Here is a 14,560-nt window from a genome sequence, read left to right on the forward strand (position 1 = left end):
GTCTTACCCCTCAAATCGTTGCGCGACCCCTTGCGCATCGCCCTCCCGGCGAACCGATAGAGGCTAGCCTAAACCGGGTTCACTTCAAGAAAGTTACCGATTGCGCTGTTGACGATGTCAGGAGCCTCCCAGGGGACGAAGTGCCCGCAATCAGGCACTTCGACCAGTGTCAGGTTGCTGACGTGCCGATCGAGTTCGGCGGTATTTTCGGGCGGCAGGGCAAGGTCGTCCTGCGCCCAGATTACCAGCGTCGGGATGCCGAGCTTGGGGAAGGGGGGAGGAGACCAGTTCTCTGGAACCTCGAAGGGCGCATCCATCGGAGGAATGTCGATCGGGCTGGCGCGATACCAGTTGAGCATGGCGAAGGCCGCATCGCGGTCTTGCCAGTCCTCCAGCAGCTTCGCGCGCTCTTCGGGCTCCATCTTGTCGGGGGCATCCCAGCGGATCTGCGCCTCTAGAATGCCGAAGAGCCCTTTCTCCCGCACGAGCGCGTCATTTCCCGGATCGCGAAAGCCGCGCATGTACTGGCTCGCCTCGCGCTGCACCGGGGAGGTGTAGAGCAGCTTCTGGAAGATCGCGTGATGCGGAGCATTGGCAATCACGGCACGCGGGACGCGTCCCATCTGTTCGCCCGCCATGGCAACACCCCATGCGATCGCGCCGCCCCAGTCGTGGCCGACCACGGTGAAATGCTTCACGCCGAGCGTATCGGCCAGCAGGAAGACATCGCCTACCAGCTTGTCGGGTGTGTAATTGTCGATCCCCTCGGGCTTGGACGAGCCGCGATAGCCGCGCTGGTCGGGCGCAATGCAGCGATAACGGTCACTGAAATTTGCGATCTGGTGACGCCAGGTGCGGTGGCTCTCCGGGAACCCGTGAAGGAATATAATCGCAGGCGCATCCCTCGGACCGACATCGACCGTATCGAGCTCGATCCCGTTGGCGAGTGGAACGCGGACCTGGTCCATCAGTCGTCCGCCTGCATTTTTTCCATGTAACCGGCAGCGACCATGCCCGCGATCTGGTCGAACAGCTGGTCGGGCGTTCGGCGCATCTCGCCCATTGCCTCTTCCATGCCGTCGGCCACAATGATTTCGCGCTGGTTCAGCTCGACCGCGTCGATGATCCGCTTTGCCGCATCGGCTGGCTTGATGCCGTTGTCGATCACCTTGTCGCTGCGGCCGCGCGGGGTTCCATCGGCGGAGAGCGCGTTGCGGCTGACGTCGGTCGCCACCGAGCCGGGGCAGATCACATGTACGTCGACCCCGCTCTGCGACAGTTCTCCGCGCAGGGCGTCGGCATAGCCGATAAGGCCGTGCTTGGCCGCGCAATAGGCCGTGCGCATGGGCACGCCGACCTTGCCTGCAATGGAAGAGATGAAGAGCAGTTTCCCGCTTCCGCGCTGGGTCATGTGGGGGAGCAGGGCCTGCGTCGCAGCGATCTGCGCGGTGAGGTCGATATCGATGATATCGCGATAGACCTGCATGGATGTTTCGACGGCTGGGCTCCGCTGCGAGATACCCGCGTTGGCGACGAAGATGTCGACGCCGTCCTTCCAGCCTGTCGCCTTCTCGGTCGCTGCCGCCATCACGTCTTCGTCGCGCACGTCGAAAGGCAGCACCAGCGTGTCGGCATCGATGCTTCCCGCGACGTCTTCCAGCCGCCCTTCGTCCCTTCCCGACAGGATTATCGTGGCACCGCGGCTCGCCCACTCGCGCGCCAGCGCGGCGCCGATCCCAGAGGATGCGCCTGTGATCCAGGCAGTCTTGCCTTCGAAACTCATGGTTGCTCCTTAATTCGGGGTCAGGGGTAGGTGACGGTCTTCGGCTGGCCATCGGGAAGTGGGATGAATTCTTCCTCATCGCCCGGAACCTTGGGGAATCGTCCCTTGGCCCAATCTTCCTTGGCCTGCTGAATCCTCTCGCGGCTGGAGCTGACGAAGTTCCACCAGGCATGGCGCCGGGTCTGGAAGGCTTCGCCACCCAGCAGCATGACGCGCGCGCCGGTCTTGCTTTCCAGCGTCATGTCCCGACCCGGTTGCAGAACGGAGAGCGAGAACTTCTCGAGCGCGTGTCCGTCGATCATCGCCTCGCCGCCGACCAGCATGACCGCGCGTTCGTCGGCATCCTCCTCGATGGGGATTGCGCCGCCCGGCTCCAGCACGATCTCGGCATAGATCGTGTCGGCATAGGTCGTGGTGGGTGCGCGCTCGCCCCAGAGCTCTCCCATGATAACGATAGCCTTGGCGCGGCCATCCTCGACCACAGGCAAATCCGACACGGCTTCAAACGCCGGGTCGATCTCCTCCTTGCCGTCGGGCAGGGCGAGCCAGGTCTGCATGCCATAGAGCTTGGGTCCGGCCCTGCGCTCGGCTGTGGGCGAGCGTTCCGAATGCACGATGCCCTTGCCCGCCGTCATCAGGTTCACCTGCCCCGGACGGATGGTCGAAAAGCTGCCGAGGCTGTCGCGGTGATCGATCGCTCCTTCGAACAGCCATGTCACGGTGGCGAGGTTGATATGCGGATGCGGCCTCACATCCATTCCCGAGCCAAGATCGAGCTGCGCCGGGCCGAACTGGTCGACGAAAATGAAGGGGCCGACCATAGTCCGCATCTTGGACGGCAAGACCCGTCGGACCTCGAACTGCCCGAGATCATGTGTCGTCGGCGTAATAGTCGATCCGATCATAGGCCAATGTCCTCCAAAGGATTTGTGCCTGCATTGCCATGGCGATATGTCCAGCCACCATGGCCTTGTCTTTCCTAGTCGTCGATGACTTTCTCGAACAACCGGATGCATTTCGCAAGCAGGCGCTTTCGCTGGATTACCCCGACATCAAGGGCAACTACCCCGGACGCAACAGTCAGCAACGTCTGCAAATCCCGGGTGTAGAGCGATATGTCTCACAACTTGTCGGGGAGCCATTGAAGCCGATCGACCCGCTTGAGTCGCACGGGAAATGCCGCATCACGCTGGCCAGCGATCCACGCCGGGGTGCAATCCATGTCGACAAGTCGCAATGGTCTGCCATCCTCTACCTGACGCTGCCCGAGCATTGCCGCGGAGGCACCGAGTTCTTCCGGCACAAGGCGACTGGACTGGAACGTTCCCCCATTACCGACCGTGAGGCGATCGCCCTAGGGCTTCGCGGCCGCGATGCGGTCATCGACCAGACCATCGGCAAGGACGGTATGAAGCGCTCTGCCTGGGAGAAGACAATGGATATCCCAATGCGCTACAACCGGCTCGTCATGCTGCGGCCGTGGCTATTCCATACGGCGGGTCCGGGATTCGGAAAGACAGTTGAGGACGGACGGCTGATCTATGTGATGTTCTTCACGTTGGATCGGTGAGGCAAGCTATCCTGTCGGCGCGGACGGCTGGATCGCGTGAGTCGACAACTGTGCGCTCCGTCGACGTAGAGAACCGCAGAGCCCTGAACCTACCAAGATGCTCCGTCGCTATGGGAGTGAAGTTGTCTCGGCTCATAAACGTTGGATATTTCGACTTTTGGGTCCTCGAATGAGCCGGATGGACAGTAACAGGGTTGCGATGATCACGGAGAACCCCAATGCCAGTAGCCACCAGGGCGGGTAGTAATCCTCTAATTTCATAGCAAAAGTGTGGGCCCCGGTTTCTGGTGCGTATTCTTCTGTCCAGTTTCCCCAGTAACAGAGGCGGTAGGTATGCCCATCTTTGGTCAACTCGGACTTCTCACCAAGAGCGCACTGGTCGCGGGATGAGACTATGCGGACATTCTGCTTGATGAAACTCGCTGAAAAAGTCTGAGATTCCAACCAATCCTCTAGAGTGACTTGGGAAGGCAACTCTCCCATTTCGGAGCGATGCTTCTCAACGAAGGTTCCGACCCTGATCATATCAGCATGGAGATTACGCTGGTTGGACAGGCTGTCCTGATATGTGCTCGGCAATCTCAAGCTCATGAGGGCGAATGCCATCATCAGGGCGATCAAACCAAGGATCATGCCCGTTGCGATGCCGAAAGCGCGTCTCATTGTCAGTGATTTGTCATGCCGTCGGCGCGGAAGCCTGGATGGCGAGGGCGTGGACGCGCTCTCCGGGAATGTCGCCAAGCGCCTTGTTGACCATGCGTTGGCGGTCGAGGCGCGATTTGTCGGCGAAGGCGGGCGCTTCGATCACAACTGTGAAATGCGATTCCCCGCTACCGTCGTCTCCGGCATGGCCATGGTGCTTCGCACTGTCGTTGACGACTTCGAGCCGCGTCGGGGCGAATGCCTCGGTCAATAGGCGTTCCATCTCCTGCTGGACCGATCCTGCCATGCGTTTGAATCTCCTCTTGCCTCTTTCCATACAGCGTTTGGCTCCCCATCCTAGAACGAATGCGCCAGTCGAAGTTTCACGGACGATATGAAGATACCGGACGGGTTTGCGCCCATCCGGCGTGCCAGGAACCAGGCGAATTCCGTGCACCGGGCAGCGGGCACCGGTTCGACGGGCCGGGCGAATACCGCTGGATGTGCCTCGAACACGTGCGCGAGTTCAACGCCGGATACGACTGGTTCGAGGGCATGAGCGCGGAGGAAATCTTCGATGCGCAAAGCCCGGCAAGCGGCTGGCGGACGGAAAGCCCGAGCTTCCGACCCACCGCCGGTGTCGACGGCATGCCGCGCTGGGCGGATTATGATGACCCGCTCGAGGCGATCTCGGCGCGTGCGAACGGCATCAAGAGCCGCGCCCAGCGTGAGGCGGCGATGGCGATGGATGGCCGCTTCAGTCGCGAGGAGGCGCAAGCGCTGGAAGTGATGGGGCTCGGGTCGGACACCGACCGACGCAGGCTCAGGCGCCGCTATTCCGAGCTCGTTCGACGCTACCACCCGGACCGCAATGGCGGGGATCGGCAGTATGAAACGCGCCTCAACCGGGTCGTCGAGGCCTACAACACCCTGCGCCGGTGCCGGGCGATTGCCTGAGCTGTTTCAAAGTTCCCGCCGGAAATAGACGAGGCGTTCCGTCTCTTCGAAACCGATCGCCTCGTGGAAGGCGTGACTTTCGGAATTCTCCAGCAGGGCATTCGAGGCAAATTCCGAACAGCCTTGTTCGCGAGCCCATGATGCCACGTGGTGGCAGAGCCTGCTGGCCAGGCCATCTCTACGACAGTCTTCTTCGATGAAGATCCCTTCGAGGAAGCAGACCGGAGAAGTCTGACAGCCTTCGACATAATCGTGCCTGAGCCTGGCCTCAGCGAACCCGACCAATCGTTCTCCGATCCGAGCGATGAGCGCAATACACCCGGGATTCCCGGACAAATACATGCTGCGAGCCTCATCCGCATGCGACTGGGCATCATCCCAGGGCCAGAGTTGGTGACGCATCTGCGCCCAGCGGTCCAGCATCTCGGACCGCGCCGGAATGATCTCTACCGCTGACCCAGGCATTGCCCTTACGAACCCTGAGCCTCTGCAATCAGCGCCATGTCGATTGCCTTCGCCTCCTTGTAGGCAGGGCGTTCACGCAGTCGGGCAGCGTAGTCCTCGAACACGGCGCGTTTGGGTATGGTGCCGAACTGCAGGCCCCAGTCGACCTGGCTGCCGACATAGACATCGGCCATGGTGAAGCGATCGCCGCACACAAAGTCGCGGTCGGACAGCAAGGTATCGAGCGTGTCCATGGCCCGCTCATAACTACCGAAACCGGCAGTGGCCTGCTTCTGTGGCTCCTTCACATCCCAGCCCATGCTGCGCGCCATGATGGCCTGCTCGACAGGGCCGGAAGCGAAGAACAGTCGGCGGAAGTAGGCGGCCTTCTCATGCGCTTCGGGAAGGAGGCCTGCTTCGGGATGCATCTCGGCAAGGTAATGGCAGATTGCCGCTGCCTCGGTCACGACGTGGACATGGTCGCCGTGGTGGTGGACCAGCGTCGGCACCTTGCCAAGCGGATTAGCCTTGAGGAAGGCTTCGGATTTCGCCGCCCATTCTACCAGTTCGGTATCGTAGTCCGCGCCGACCTCGTGCAGAGCCCAGCGTGCGATTTGGCCCCGGCTCATGGGGTTGGTGAAGAAGGTATAGGTGGCCATCAGTCTCTTCCCATTGTGTAAATCGGGGTGAAGCCGCCCCACATCATGCGCATGCCATCGAAGGCCATCTCGGACATTTCCTCCTCCCAGAAGAGATCGCTTGCCATTTTCTCGTGAGCTTCGTCAGCTGTCGCCTTGTCCGGCCAGATCATCCAGCTGAACACGATCTTCTCGCCAGGTTCGGCCTTCGTGGCCATGCGGAAATCGGTGACCTTGCCGTCGGCAACGTCCTCTTCCCAAGCCTCGACTATCTCGGTGACACCATATTCGCGGAACTTTGCTCCGGCCTTCTCGGCGGATACGCGATAGGCCTCCTTGTTGCCTTCAGGCACAGCGATGAGAAATCCCTGCACATACATTGCGGCTCTCCTCTCATGATCGAGGGTATCACCACCCCGCGGCAAATGCGCGTCAATTCTGACGGAATGCCCACCTGAGCGTCTTGCCCATTCCCCAGGTCGCTGCGCGAGCCGGTATGCTAGCGAGACCGGGCCGCTCGAGCCCGAGCATCGAGCGGGCGAAGGGAGAGAGAAGTGCAACGGCCTCGGCACCCAGCAAGGCCTGCACCGCAGGAGGCGCGCCTTCCGGGCGTTGGCTTAGCACGAGATCGGCGATCTCGCGTGCTTGCGGGCTGGTTGCGAGATCGGAACGCAATTCGCGGAAGATCGCTTCGGCCTCGCGGCGGTCCGTGGGAACCGGGTCGGCTCCTAATGCGCGCGCGATCAGGGCGAATTGGCGATAGTACTCGTCCTGTTCTGACCCCGGCATGTCGGGCCGGACGTGACGCAGATAGGCGGCGAGGAAGCTCGTGGATTCGGCTACATGGACCCACGCAAGCGTGCGCGGATCGGTGGCGGAGTAGGTCGTTCCGTCGGGCAAACTGCCGCCGACCGCCGCATGGATGCGGTTGACCCGCTCGATGGCCTTCTGCGCATCGTCGCGGTGCCCGAACGTAGTCACAGCGATGAAGCGAGCGGTCCGGCGAAGCCTGCCGTGCATGTCGCTGCGGAAATTCGAATGGTCGAGCACACCCTGAAGCGCATGCGGGTGGAGCATCTGGAGTAGTAGCCCCCGAATGCCTCCGACCATCATTGCGACTATATCGGCATGGACCAGTCGGATGGGTGTATCCTTCACGAACAGTGCCTCGTCGGAAACCGGGACCGGCTTCTCGCCGCCTTCGATATCGTTGAAGACCCCGCGCACCTTCTCGACGAGCTTCAATCGCAAGTATTCGCTGGGGGAAGGCGACGCCATGACACCAATCTAGGAAAGATGCACGGGCTTGGCGAGGGGAGTAATCGTTCCCATCTGGCGCGGACAGCCAGAGGCGGAGCGATGCAATGCGCGTGAATGCAGATTTTTCCGAGCGGGTGCTGGTCCACACCAGCGAACTCGATTGGCAAGCCTCGCCGATGAAAGGCGTGGATCGTCGCATGCTCGACCGGATTGGCGGAGAAGTGGCGCGGGCGACCTCGATCGTTCGATACGCGCCGGGAAGTGCTTTCAGCGAGCACACCCATGACGGCGGCGAGGAATTCATCGTCCTCGAAGGCACTTTCCAGGACGAACACGGCGATTATCCGGCCGGAACCTATGTCCGCAATCCTCCTACCACACACCACATTCCGCGCGCCGACGATGGCTGCACGATCTTCGTGAAGCTGTGGCAATTCGACAGCGAGGACCGCAACCAGTTTAGCCTGGATCTCGATGCGGTAGAACTGAACGTGGTGGGCGAGGGCGTTTCGCAGGCCATCCTGCACAAGGACGAGCTCGAGACTGTCCTGCTCCGGCAGATTGAGCCGGGCGCGATGACCTCGATCGGGGATGCCGGTGGGGCGGAGCTGCTTGTTCTCGACGGATCCGTGTCCGGCGGAGATGCCGAACTGACCCGCCATGACTGGCTGCGGCTACCCAAGGGAGACCTGGCCGACCTCGTCGCCGGCGAGCATGGAGCGCGATTGTGGATCAAGACCGGCCACCTCGACCATGTGAAGGAACCAAAGCGGGCCTGAAATCGGTTTTCCTTCGCAATGGGCATTGCGAGCCGCGCGCGCCTCATCTAACCCGCCACACGCGATGAACGATATGACCGACAAGACCTTCGAGCCTTCCGCCAAGACCGTGCTTCCCGCGCCCGACACCGAAGTCGACGTGCGCGAGACCTTCGGCATCGATATCGACTGGAAGGTCCCGGCCTTTTCAAAGCCGGATTCGCGCACGCCGGACCTCGACGAGGCATACGTTTTTGATCCGGACACGACGCTCGCGATCCTCGCCGGCTTCGCACATGACCGCCGCGTGATGGTGCAGGGCTATCATGGTACCGGTAAGTCGACCCATATCGAGCAGGTCGCCGCGCGTCTCAACTGGCCGTGTATCCGCATCAACCTCGATGCCCACATCAGCCGTATCGACCTTGTCGGCCGTGATGCCATCGTTTTGCGCGACGGGCTTCAGGTTACCGAATTCCGCGAAGGCCTGCTGCCCTGGGCGCTCCAGCACCCGGTGGCTCTCGTGTTCGACGAATACGACGCGGGCCGTCCCGACGTGATGTTCGTGATCCAGCGCGTGCTCGAACAGCAGGGCAAGCTGACCCTGCTCGACCAGAACCGCGTGATTCGCCCCGATCCGCATTTCCGCCTGTTTGCGACCGCCAACACGGTCGGCCTCGGCGATACGTCCGGGCTCTATCACGGCACGCAGGCGATCAACCAGGGCCAGATGGACCGCTGGAACATCGTCACCGCGCTGAACTACCTTCCGGCAGAGACCGAGCAGCAGATCGTCGAGGCGAAGAATCCCGACATCGACCCGAAGATTCTCGCCGACATGATCAAGGTCGCGGACCTGTCGCGGCAGGGCTTCATCAATGGTGATATCTCGACCGTGATGAGCCCGCGTACGGTGATCACCTGGGCGCAGAACTACGCGATCTTCAAGGATGTCGGCTTCGCCTTCCGCCTCTCCTTCCTCAACAAATGCGACGAGGAAGAGCGCATGCTGGTGGCTGAGTATTACCAGCGCGTGTTCGGTGAAGACCTGCCCGAAAGCGTGGTCGGGAAGAGTTAAGGTTGGAGCCCCTATGCATAGCTGTGTTATTCGTGTAGCACAGTGAGCGCATGGGCGTTTTGGACACCTTCTTCCGTCGCAGGCAGGCCGAGCCGGAGCCCGTGGCCCATCGCGGCTACTACTCGCTGAACGACGACTGGGACGATGACGATGCCTGGGACGACCGGCTCGACCGGATCGACAGTGCCGTAGTCGAGGAAGAGCGCAGGCGCCTGCGCTTCTGGCAACCGTCCTACTGGAAAAACCGCCGCAAGCGCTGGTGGGTGGTGCGGATCGTCGCGGCGCTGCTGGCGCTGTTCATGCTGTTGGTCGCCTGGCTGGCGATCACCGCACCGCTGAACAAGTCGCTCGAGCCGATCGCGCCGCCGCAGATCACCCTTCTGGCTTCGGACGGCACGCCCATCGCGCGCAATGGCGCGGTGGTAGACGAGCCGGTCGATATCGACACGCTGCCGCCGCATGTGGTCGAGGCCTTCCTGGCGATCGAGGATCGGCGGTTCTACGATCACTGGGGTATCGACCCGCGAGGCATCGCGCGTGCCGCCATCACTGGCACCGGCGGCGGATCCACCATCACGCAGCAGCTCGCGAAATTCACTTTCCTCACGCCTGAGCGCACGTTGACGCGTAAGGGACAAGAGGCGCTGATCGCCTTCTGGCTCGAGGCGTGGCTGACCAAGGACGAGATTCTCGAACGCTATCTCTCGAACGCCTACTTCGGCGACAATGTTTACGGTCTGCGCGCAGCGAGCCTGCATTACTTCTACCGAAAGCCGGAGAACCTCCTGCCAAACCAGGCGGCGATGCTTGCGGGTCTGTTGCAGGCACCCTCGCGCTATGCGCCGACGCACCATTACGACCGGGCCGAAAAACGCATGCAGCTGGTGGTGCAGTCGATGGTTGCAGCAGGCTATATCACCGAGGCTGAGGGCAAAGCCATGCGCCCGCCCGCGCTCGATGTACGTTTGAAGAGCGATCTTCCGACCGGGACCTACTTCGCCGACTGGGCGCTGCCCGAAGCGCGGCAGATGTCCGAAACCGGTTATGCCCGGCAGACGCTGACCACCACGCTCGACGCGCGCCTGCAGAATATTGCTCGCCGCGTGACCAGCCGCGCGCCGCTGGGCGAGGCGCAGGTGGCGCTTGTCGCCATGCGCCCCAATGGCGAGGTCGTGGCAATGATCGGTGGCAAGGATTACGCCAAATCGCCTTTCAACCGCGCCACGCAGGCAAAGCGCCAGCCGGGATCGACCTTCAAATTGTTCGTTTACCTGGCCGCCATGCGCGCCGGCTGGGACCCGGACGACACGATCGCCAACACAAAGATCGAGCAGGGTGGGTACCGGCCGGAGAATTCCGGTGGCCGCTATTCCGAAAGCCTCACGCTCGAACAGGCCTTCGCCCAGTCGAGCAATGTCGCCGCCGTGAGACTGTTCGGTGAAGTCGGAAGCGAGAAAGTGATTGCAACAGCGCGCGACCTCGGGGTCACCTCGCCGCTCACAAAGGGTGATCCGAGCATGGCGCTCGGCACCTCGACCATGAGCCTGCTCGAACTCACCTCCGCCTATGCCGCGCTTGCCTCAAATGCCTATCCTATCGAGCCGCGTGCCTTCGCCGAACCGGAGCGGGGATGGTTCGAGAATCTCATCGACGGGCCGTCCAGTCTCTCGGGTTCGACGAGCCGCAAGATGGACCGCCTGCTGAGCGCAGCGGTCGACGAAGGTACCGGCCGCGCCGCGCGCCTGTCCGTGCCTGCTTTCGGCAAGACCGGCACAACGCAGAACAACCGCGATGCGCTGTTTGTCGGCTATGCGGGCGATCTCGTGGTGGGTGTCTGGATCGGGAATGACGACAATTCGCCGCTAAAAGGCATTTCAGGCGGTGGGCTTCCGGCACGCATCTGGCGCGATTTCATGAGCCAGGCGCTCGGCGCCTCTGCCGCACCCAGTCGCCCGACGCCCACGACCTCGCCCGATCCGGAAGGCCCGGTCGAACCGCTCGACGTGCCCGACCTCGACGACATCCCCATCGGCGACGGCAACTCGCGCATCCGCATCCGCGATGGCGAGGCGATCTTCAGCACGGAGATCGATGGGATACCCATCGACATCCGCATTGGCGAAGACGGCGTAGGCGTCGACGAAGAGCAGATCGAAGAGGCGCGCCGCAGAGTCGAGGAACGCCGCGAAGAAGCCGAGGAACGTCAGTACGAAGCCATAAGGCGCGAACTCGAACGCCAGGCCGAGCGAAACGGCAATTAGCCTTCCGGCTCACCCATCAGCACGTTCATCACCGCGGTAGCGATCGGGCGAGATCGGTCGTCCTGCCACGCCTCGACTGTCAGGTTTGCACTGCGCCGCCCGAGCTTGGTCACGCGGCCCTTGGCGAAGCTCGGCTGGCTCTTGCCCGCAGCGAGATATTGCACCGTAATGTTGATCGGCTTGAGCACCGCCTGGCGATCGCGCTCGACCAGCTCGGCGCGAAGCGCAGCATAGCCCGCCGTCTCGAGTAGGCCCCCCGTGGCGCCCCCGTGGAAATGCTCGGGCCGCCCTTCGACCGCCTCGACGAAATCGACGCGCATGATGGGCACACCGTCTTCCCAGCCTTCCATCGCTATGCCGAGCGAGCGGGCATAGGGCGTCAGGGCCTCGAATTCGGGTTGGTCAGCCATTGGGCAGCTCCCTCGTGTCCTTGCCGCCGCCGATCTTCATGAAGATCGCCTGGATATGGGCGACGGGATCGTCGATGTCTCCGTCATGCGCGACGCCGCGTACGAAGGCGGCGCTGCGCGTGATCCGGTAGCATTGGGAGCGACCGAAAACCGCCGATCCTTCGCGCGCCGGTCGTACGTAATCGACGCGCAGGTCCAGCGTGGCGATGGCCTGGAACTTGTCCATCGCCTTCCAGATCGCGAGGCCGCTCGCCATGTCCATCAGGCTCAGGATCGGGCCGGAGGCGAGCACATGCTGGCCTTCCTCGCCGAGGAGGTCTTCGCGCCAGGGCAATTCGAGCTCTACCCAGTCATCGCCATGCGACGAATACCTAAGCCCCAGCCAGCCGGAATGGCCCCGGCTGGTCAGGAACGGCGTCGCCGTTTGCGGATCGAATTTCGGTGCTTTGGTCATGTGTCCTGCCGCTGCCGATAGCCGCCAGTTCCCAAGGCTTACAATCTTTTAATTCGATCACGGCCGCATCGATTGCCAGCAAGCGCCCCCGGGAGCGTGGCACGGGGTCGCGCCTCCCGCCAATAAGGAAGAAAACCTATGAATTTGCCAAAGATCGACCTCTCCAGCCTGCCTAGTCTCGACAGCGTTTCCGGCCTTTTCGGTTCGCTTGCCCGCGATACAGGCCCGACGGTCGATGATCGCGTGGTCGTCATTATGACCTATCTCTATGAACTGGCGCAGCCGGAAGCGCTCCTCTGAGCGGCGATCACCAGCGATGCGCATAGATCCGCAATTCGCCGCGCTGCAGAGCAATCCCGCTCTGCAGCGCAAGGCGCAGGCCGCCCTCGAGGCGGCTCGCAACGGCTGGCTGGACAGCGAGGCCAAGGCAATTGTCGATGACCTCAAGCTTTATGGGTCGGGAGCAGGGCTGGACGCCTGTCCGGCGCTGGGCGAACTCTATCGCAATGCCGACGCGGCAATCGCTCTGGTCGAGGCGCTCGTCGGTCCGATGATCGAGGCGCTCTCGTGCCATCCGCACGGCCATGTCCCGCTGCGCCACCAGCGTTCCGTTGGCTTAACAATCCTGCAACTGGCGCAGAAGGGTCGCGCCACGCTGAGCCTGCTCGCCTATGACGCGATGGAGCAATCGCCGACCTCGGCCTGTTTCAGCGGCGGCGACCGGCACGAGATCGTGCTCGCCGGCGCAGCGGACATGCGACTGCTGAACCTGATGGAAGTGCGCGAGGGCAGGGCGGCGATCGATTGCGAGAGGCGTCGTCTTGTTGCTGGCGAAAGCATTTCGACCGAGGGCTTCTCGCAAACACGCGTCGTCGAGCGCGTTCATGGCCGGATGGTCCTGCTGCGGCTCGCCCGCAGTGACGAACAACCCTGCGATAGCCTGCAATATGCGTTGGGCGATGGCCGCCTCATCCATCGTGCGAGCGGAAGCCGGGACGAAAGCCGTAGCGAGATGGCGATGGCCCTGCTCGGCCGGATGGGCCGAAGCGACGCTGCACCCTTGCTCGCCGAGCTGGCGAATGAAGGCAGTCGGCACATTCGCTGGCAGGCCCTGCGCGAATGCCTCGCACTCGACAGTCTCGAGGGCTTCAGGGCGCTTTCTGGCATCGCAGCCGATGCAGAAGATGAGCTTGCCTCGCCTGCCGGTGCACTGCGCGCGCAGCTGCTCGAAACCTACCCCGAACTTTCCCATCTGGAGACCGCACCATGCCCCGCGTGATCGAGACCCGCGAGAACCAGTCGCACGGCCTGGAAGACTGCCTTGCCATGCTGGACGAGCACCCCTTCGATCCTTCGTGTGAGGTTAGCCTCGCTCATGGCGCAAAGGCATTGAAGCGCCTCGCGAATGATCGGGATTTCCTCGGCGATATCCTGATCGAACAGCTCGAGAGCCGCTTCCGCGAGAACTCAGTCGAAAGCGGCTATGGCCCGCAGTCGATCGTCCTATCGCACCTGCGCAGCAACAGTTTCCTGCGCGCCAATATCTGGCCCAGCGAGGACGAAAGCTGCTTTCGCGCCAGCGGCGGGGACGCCTTCGTCTACGGCATCCCGCACGATCACAATTTCAGCTTCCTGACTGCAGGCTATTTCGGCCCCGGTTATGGCAGCGACTATTATGAGTACGACTACGAGAGCGTGGCCGGATATCGAGGCGAGAAAGCAGCGCTTACCTTTGTCGAGCGGACACATCTCAGCGAAGGCAAGCTCATGCTCTATCGCGCGCACCGAGACATCCATGCGCAGCTGCCGCCGAGTTCGATGTCGGTCTCGCTCAACATCATGCATATCGATCCGGCGCAGGGCTGGTTTGACCAATATGGCTTCGATCTCGACAGCAATGCGGTCACCGGCATCCTCAATCCGACTTCGACCGAATGCTTCATGCGTTGCGCTGTTGGTCTCGGCGGAGAGCGGGCGGTCGAGTTTGCCGAGTGGACGGGGCGGCACCACCCCAGCGACCGAATGCGAGTGGCCAGTTTCGAGGCACGTAGCAGCCTCCTGTCGCGCGAACAGCAGGACACGCTCTGGCACCAAGCCGAGCAGTCGGGCAGCCTGATGGTAGCCAGAGAAGCGGCTATGCGCCGGGCGGCGCTCTAACCGGTCACCACAGGACGAAGATCGTCAGCATGAAGAAGAGGGCGAGAAAGGCGAATCCGATCATCCGCCCCAAGGCCAAAGCTGCTCCGCCGCGCCTTCGGCGCGAGCGGACACCTTCGAAAACGTCCAGAAAATCCAGCATTGGCGC

The 14,560-nt window shown here is 62.3% G+C and carries 20 protein-coding genes; 8 read left to right on the forward strand and 12 right to left on the reverse strand.

Annotated elements, in window-relative coordinates; genetic code table 11:
* Window positions 1-68: 68 nt before the first annotated feature.
* The 3 genes from K3146_RS01315 to K3146_RS01325 are packed head-to-tail and all read right to left on the reverse strand — an operon-like array spanning window position 69 to window position 2,688.
* Window positions 69-968 carry an alpha/beta fold hydrolase gene (locus K3146_RS01315; RefSeq protein WP_221544407.1) on the reverse strand — a complete coding sequence of 300 codons (900 nt, stop codon included), beginning with the start codon at window positions 966-968 and terminating at the stop codon, window positions 69-71.
* Window positions 968-1,783, reverse strand: a complete 816-nt coding sequence (locus K3146_RS01320; RefSeq protein WP_221544408.1) for an SDR family NAD(P)-dependent oxidoreductase — start codon at window positions 1,781-1,783, stop codon at window positions 968-970. The genes K3146_RS01315 and K3146_RS01320 overlap by 1 nt, the downstream gene beginning before the upstream one ends.
* 20 nt (window positions 1,784-1,803) lie before the next feature.
* Window positions 1,804-2,688 carry a pirin family protein gene (locus K3146_RS01325; protein ID WP_221544409.1) on the reverse strand — a complete coding sequence of 295 codons (885 nt, stop codon included), beginning with the start codon at window positions 2,686-2,688 and terminating at the stop codon, window positions 1,804-1,806.
* Window positions 2,689-2,747: 59 nt separating this feature from the next.
* On the opposite strand from K3146_RS01325, the gene K3146_RS01330 reads away from it, so the two are divergent.
* A complete protein-coding gene (locus K3146_RS01330) occupies window positions 2,748-3,353 on the forward strand; it encodes a DUF6445 family protein (protein ID WP_221544410.1) in 606 nt (201 codons plus the stop codon).
* Window positions 3,354-3,485: 132 nt separating this feature from the next.
* Here the strand turns inward: K3146_RS01330 and K3146_RS01335 are convergent, their stop codons facing one another.
* Window positions 3,486-4,016: a hypothetical protein gene (locus tag K3146_RS01335; protein WP_221544411.1), complete on the reverse strand. Its 531-nt coding sequence runs from the start codon at window positions 4,014-4,016 to the stop codon at window positions 3,486-3,488.
* A 13-nt stretch (window positions 4,017-4,029) separates the two neighbouring features.
* Window positions 4,030-4,302 carry a BolA family protein gene (locus tag K3146_RS01340; protein ID WP_221544412.1) on the reverse strand — a complete coding sequence of 91 codons (273 nt, stop codon included), beginning with the start codon at window positions 4,300-4,302 and terminating at the stop codon, window positions 4,030-4,032.
* A 59-nt stretch (window positions 4,303-4,361) separates the two neighbouring features.
* On the opposite strand from K3146_RS01340, the gene K3146_RS01345 reads away from it, so the two are divergent.
* On the forward strand, window positions 4,362-4,952 hold the full coding sequence (locus K3146_RS01345) for a DnaJ domain-containing protein (RefSeq protein ID WP_221544413.1): 591 nt from the start codon (window positions 4,362-4,364) through the stop codon (window positions 4,950-4,952).
* Between the two features lie 6 nt (window positions 4,953-4,958).
* Here K3146_RS01345 and aac(6') read toward each other — a convergent pair whose 3' ends face one another.
* From aac(6') to K3146_RS01365, 4 genes are read right to left on the reverse strand one after another with little or no spacing between them, the layout of a single operon-like run.
* Window positions 4,959-5,417: an aminoglycoside 6'-N-acetyltransferase gene (gene aac(6') / locus K3146_RS01350; RefSeq protein WP_247710977.1), complete on the reverse strand. Its 459-nt coding sequence runs from the start codon at window positions 5,415-5,417 to the stop codon at window positions 4,959-4,961.
* Between the two features lie 5 nt (window positions 5,418-5,422).
* On the reverse strand, window positions 5,423-6,055 hold the full coding sequence (locus K3146_RS01355; RefSeq protein ID WP_221544414.1) for a glutathione S-transferase family protein: 633 nt from the start codon (window positions 6,053-6,055) through the stop codon (window positions 5,423-5,425).
* The gene (locus tag K3146_RS01360) at window positions 6,055-6,414 is read right to left on the reverse strand and encodes a DUF1428 domain-containing protein (protein ID WP_221544415.1); all 360 of its coding nucleotides are present in this window, start codon (window positions 6,412-6,414) and stop codon (window positions 6,055-6,057) included. The genes K3146_RS01355 and K3146_RS01360 overlap by 1 nt, the downstream gene beginning before the upstream one ends.
* A gap of 52 nt (window positions 6,415-6,466) precedes the next feature.
* Window positions 6,467-7,312, reverse strand: coding sequence for an oxygenase MpaB family protein (locus K3146_RS01365; RefSeq protein ID WP_221544416.1), 846 nt, complete (start codon window positions 7,310-7,312; stop codon window positions 6,467-6,469).
* Between the two features lie 86 nt (window positions 7,313-7,398).
* Here K3146_RS01365 and K3146_RS01370 point away from each other — a divergent pair, with 86 nt between their 5' ends.
* The 3 genes from K3146_RS01370 to K3146_RS01380 all read left to right on the forward strand — a co-directional run bounded on the left by K3146_RS01370 (window position 7,399) and on the right by K3146_RS01380 (window position 11,391).
* The gene (locus K3146_RS01370; protein ID WP_221544417.1) at window positions 7,399-8,073 is read left to right on the forward strand and encodes a cupin domain-containing protein; all 675 of its coding nucleotides are present in this window, start codon (window positions 7,399-7,401) and stop codon (window positions 8,071-8,073) included.
* 73 nt (window positions 8,074-8,146) lie between these two features.
* Complete coding sequence (gene cobS / locus K3146_RS01375; RefSeq protein ID WP_425594589.1) at window positions 8,147-9,130, forward strand: cobaltochelatase subunit CobS; 984 nt, start codon at window positions 8,147-8,149, stop codon at window positions 9,128-9,130.
* Window positions 9,131-9,180: 50 nt separating this feature from the next.
* Window positions 9,181-11,391: a transglycosylase domain-containing protein gene (locus tag K3146_RS01380; protein ID WP_221544419.1), complete on the forward strand. Its 2,211-nt coding sequence runs from the start codon at window positions 9,181-9,183 to the stop codon at window positions 11,389-11,391.
* Here K3146_RS01380 and K3146_RS01385 read toward each other — a convergent pair.
* Both K3146_RS01385 and K3146_RS01390 read right to left on the reverse strand, forming a co-directional pair.
* Window positions 11,388-11,801, reverse strand: coding sequence for a PaaI family thioesterase (locus K3146_RS01385; RefSeq protein WP_221544420.1), 414 nt, complete (start codon window positions 11,799-11,801; stop codon window positions 11,388-11,390). The genes K3146_RS01380 and K3146_RS01385 overlap by 4 nt on opposite strands.
* Window positions 11,794-12,255: a PaaI family thioesterase gene (locus tag K3146_RS01390; protein ID WP_221544421.1), complete on the reverse strand. Its 462-nt coding sequence runs from the start codon at window positions 12,253-12,255 to the stop codon at window positions 11,794-11,796. The genes K3146_RS01385 and K3146_RS01390 overlap by 8 nt, the downstream gene beginning before the upstream one ends.
* A gap of 138 nt (window positions 12,256-12,393) precedes the next feature.
* Between K3146_RS01390 and K3146_RS01395 the strand changes: the two genes are divergently transcribed.
* Genes K3146_RS01395 through K3146_RS01405 form a run of 3 tightly spaced genes read left to right on the forward strand, consistent with a single transcriptional unit; the run spans window position 12,394 to window position 14,412 of the window.
* Window positions 12,394-12,555, forward strand: a complete 162-nt coding sequence (locus tag K3146_RS01395) for a hypothetical protein (protein WP_221544422.1) — start codon at window positions 12,394-12,396, stop codon at window positions 12,553-12,555.
* A 16-nt stretch (window positions 12,556-12,571) separates the two neighbouring features.
* A complete protein-coding gene (locus tag K3146_RS01400) occupies window positions 12,572-13,534 on the forward strand; it encodes a hypothetical protein (protein ID WP_221544423.1) in 963 nt (320 codons plus the stop codon).
* Complete coding sequence (locus tag K3146_RS01405; RefSeq protein WP_221544424.1) at window positions 13,522-14,412, forward strand: transposase; 891 nt, start codon at window positions 13,522-13,524, stop codon at window positions 14,410-14,412. Before K3146_RS01400 ends, K3146_RS01405 begins: the two co-directional genes overlap by 13 nt.
* Before the next feature lie 4 nt (window positions 14,413-14,416).
* Here the strand turns inward: K3146_RS01405 and K3146_RS01410 are convergent, their stop codons facing one another.
* Window positions 14,417-14,554, reverse strand: coding sequence for a hypothetical protein (locus K3146_RS01410; RefSeq protein ID WP_221544425.1), 138 nt, complete (start codon window positions 14,552-14,554; stop codon window positions 14,417-14,419).
* Between the last annotated feature and the right edge of the window lie 6 nt (window positions 14,555-14,560).

It is taken from the genome of Qipengyuania vesicularis (genome assembly GCF_019711415.1).
Classification (GTDB): domain Bacteria; phylum Pseudomonadota; class Alphaproteobacteria; order Sphingomonadales; family Sphingomonadaceae; genus Qipengyuania; species Qipengyuania vesicularis.